The following is a 3042-nucleotide window of genomic DNA, read 5'->3' as shown; positions in this document are numbered from 1 at the left end:
GCATGATGTGCGGTATGGTCTGCAGGCGGGGCGGCATGGGCGGCATGGTGGGCGGCGTGGGCGGCATGGGCGGCATGATGGGTGGCATGGGCGGCATGGGCGGCATGATGGGTGGCATGGGGGGCGGGTACGGTGGTGGCGGCGGCTATGGTGGCGGCGGCTATGGCGGCAATAGCTCGTCCGGGGGTGACGATGACGATGATGACGCCAGTACCGAGAGTGGCCGCAGAAGGCGCGAGCAGGACCTGAAGAATCTGATCATCAAGCACGTAAAAGGTGCCTGGTCGGAGGCGGATACGCAGGATTCGGGGAGCGGACGGGACGGTGGGAGCACTCAGGCGATCAACCCGGAGGATCTCGAGGGCAAGGGTCGGATCACCATCGAGGGTGACCGGATGATCATGACCCAGACGCCCTCGGCCCATCGCGAGGTCATCCGTCTCTTCAAGTTGTTGCGGAAGTTCAAGGATGTGCAGATCGCCGTTGAGGCCCGGTTTGTGAGCCTGAGGAGCAACTTCCTCGAGCAGATCGGTGTGGATCTGGACATGATTCTCAACCAGGGCCAGGCGGGGCTCGACACGGCTCTGACCACTTCAACCACGGGGACCACGGGTACGACCGGTACCGCCGCGGGTGCGGCCGTCGACCCGCTCACTGGGGCGGTGCTGGTGATGCCTCGTCAGATGTCCGCACTCGGTTTCACTCCCACGGTTGCGGCGGTCGGGGGGACGGCCATGGATCAGACGGCCCTGGTGCAGCCTTACAACAACGTGGCCTTGGTGCCGACCGGCTCGTCCAACAGCTGGTGGGATCGTCACACGACGCCGATTCCCTTGTTGAACAACAGCATCGGCCTTGCCGGTCCCCCGACGACCAGTGTTCCGGGCAATCTGTCGAGTGTGGTGAATTCGGCGAAGCCGGCTTTTTCGATGGCTGGCACCTTCCTGGACAATCTGCAGGTTGATTTTCTGCTCAAGGCCACGCAGATGGACTCGCGCGGATCGAGTGTGGACGCTCCCCGGCTGGTGTGCTTCAACGCCCGTCAGGCGACGATTCAGGTTCAGACCCTGGCCTACTACGTGGTTTCTCCCGGCTTCGCGGGCACCAGCGGCGGCATCAACAGCACCGGCTCGCAGGGGCAACAGCCGAACATCAGCATGGTTCCGAAGGGGCGCGTGTTCACAGTCAAGCCGTTCGTCTCCGCGGATCGGAAGTATGTGACCCTGGTCGTTCAGCCCCAGGTGACCGATGCGACCTTCAAGCGGATTCCCACGCAGAGTGGCGCTCTGGCCTCTTACTTCGAGGTTCCCGAGATGCAGTTGACCCAGATCCTTACCGGCGTGAAGGTGCCGGACGGGGGCACCGTGCTGCTGGGCGGTCTGACCCTTGCCGCCGAGGAAGAGGTCGAGGCCGGTGTACCGGTACTGAGCAAGATACCGGTTCTCAAACGAGCCTTCACCAACCGATCGCGGGTCAAGGACGAGTTTGTTCTGCTGGTGCTGATCAAGCCGACGATCATCTTCCAGGACGAGCAGGAAGAGAAGGCCTATCCCGACATGATGACCTCCGACGGTGCCAGGCAACTCGGCGCGTCCTGAGGACTGAGAACCGTACCATGCGTTTTACCAAGCTGCATGGCCTGGGGAACTGCTATATCTACGTTGACTGCTTCAGGGAACAAGTGGCCGACCCGGGCGCGTTGGCTCGGGCGATGAGCGACCGCAACACCGGTGTGGGCAGCGACGGGCTGATCCTGATCTATCCATCCGCGGTTGCCGATGCCCGGATGGAGATGTACAACGTTGACGGCTCGCGCGGGCAGATGTGCGGGAATGGGATCCGTTGTCTGGCCAAGTACGTGCACGACCACGGTTTGTCGCCCCGCAATCCCCTGCGAGTTGAGACCGATGCCGGCGTGTTGTCGATCGATCTTCAGATTCGCGCTGGCAAGATGACCTCCGCCCGGGTGGACATGAATGCGCCGCGGCTCAAACCGGGTGATTTGCCGGTGAAGCTCGAGCCCGGCCAGATGACCGATTACCCGATGGATGTTTTTGGGTGCAAGGCGTTGATGACCTGCGTTTCGATGGGGAATCCGCACGCGGTGGTTTTCGGCGTGCCCCTGGCCGAGTTCGGGCCGCGCGAGTTGGAGATCGAGGGTTGCAAGCTGGAGACCCATCCCTTGTTTCCGGAGCGGACCAATGTGCACTTCGCCGAGGTCATCGGTCCCTCCGAGCTTCGCATGCTGACCTGGGAGCGTGGCAGCGGGGCAACGGCCGCCTGTGGCACCGGTGCCTCCGCGGTCTGCGTGGCCGGCGTGCTGACCGGGCGGAGCGGGCGGAACGTCACCATTCACCTGCCTGGCGGCGATCTGCTGCTCGAGTGGCGGGAGAGCGACGGTCACGTGTTCATGACCGGACCGGCGGTCGAGGTCTTTTCGGGGGACTGGCCTTCTCAGGGGGCCTGAGGTTCGGCTCGAGCCGTGCCGGGAAGCAAGCGGGCGAGCCGGCCGCGTTGTGACTCACGGGGGCGAGGTCATTTCTCAACTGGCAGCCTGATCGGGGCTCATCGGCTTGTCTGTGCTACCCAGGAGTTTCTCGACCATTGAGCCGGTCCAGGTTTGCCGTTCGGTGTCGAAGTGCGAGACGGCCGCCTGCAGGAACGGCTTCATCCGGTTGCGGAGATAACCCGCCACGCCCTCCTCGGCCACGGCGTCCAGCGTGCGGGCGTAGCTGTCTAGAATCATCTCTCCAAACAGGTCGGTGCCGGTCTGCCCGAGGGCTGAGACCGCTCCGAAGCCCTTTTTGGCCCACTCGGCCACGTCGACAGTCAGGATGCCGCCCAGAGTCTCGACTGAAATGTGATCGCGCCCGGCGAGCTTTTCCATCTGGCCCCAGAGGGTCTCGAAGCGTGGGACCAGGTCGGTCACGCCGGTGAACATGCGACCGTAGTTGGCGGTCATGTCCGAGGCCAGCTTGCCGAGTTCGTCGCGGGACAACGGTGGGGTGTCGATTGCGGAAGCGCTCTGGCTGGCGGTTGTCT

The 3042-nt window shown here is 63.7% G+C and carries 3 protein-coding genes; 2 read left to right on the top strand and 1 reads right to left on the bottom strand.

Annotation, left to right across the window (positions count from 1 at the left end):
- Together KA354_25265 and KA354_25260 are read left to right on the top strand one after the other, a co-directional pair.
- Nucleotides 1-1598: hypothetical protein (locus KA354_25265; GenBank protein ID MBP7937959.1), on the top strand; the 1598-nt coding region annotated here is incomplete at its 5' end.
- 17 nt (nucleotides 1599-1615) lie between these two features.
- Nucleotides 1616-2467, top strand: a complete 852-nt coding sequence (locus KA354_25260; protein MBP7937958.1) for a diaminopimelate epimerase — start codon at nucleotides 1616-1618, stop codon at nucleotides 2465-2467.
- A gap of 75 nt (nucleotides 2468-2542) precedes the next feature.
- Here the strand turns inward: KA354_25260 and KA354_25255 are convergent.
- Nucleotides 2543-3042 (bottom strand): hypothetical protein (locus KA354_25255; GenBank protein ID MBP7937957.1); only part of this gene is annotated, 500 nt, incomplete at its 5' end.

This window comes from Phycisphaerae bacterium (assembly GCA_018003015.1).
GTDB lineage: Bacteria > Planctomycetota > Phycisphaerae > UBA1845 > PWPN01 > JAGNEZ01.
The sequence above is the reverse complement of the archived record's forward strand: the minus strand, read 5'-3'. Positions and strand labels throughout refer to the sequence as shown.